Origin of the sequence: Anoxybacillus sp. LAT27 (assembly GCF_022030075.1) — a bacterium.
In the GTDB taxonomy this organism is placed as follows: Bacteria; Bacillota; Bacilli; order Bacillales; family Anoxybacillaceae; genus Anoxybacillus; species Anoxybacillus kestanbolensis.
Window position 1 is genome coordinate 1 of sequence record NZ_JAIWYK010000307.1, and the last position, 232, is coordinate 232.

Here is a 232-nt window from a genome sequence, read left to right on the forward strand (position 1 = left end):
GATGGAAGGCGCAGCATCGGCGTATTATAAATATAACCATCCTGATCTTTCAACCAATGAAAGTTATCAGTATGCTGCCGTGCGAAATATTCTCTATCGCAAAGGCAAAGCGATCGAATTATTGGTGAACTATGAGCCATCCCTTCATTATGTATCTGAGTGGTGGAAACAGCTGTTTGGCGAAAGCGAAGGGAAAGATCAAAAAGGACTTTTTCCTGCATCCGTTGACTTT

At 42.2% G+C, this 232-nt stretch carries 1 pseudogene; it reads left to right on the plus strand.

Annotated features, from left to right (window positions below):
- Nucleotides 1–232, plus strand: a pseudogene (locus LD028_RS09570) (glucose-6-phosphate isomerase); the annotation flags it as partial.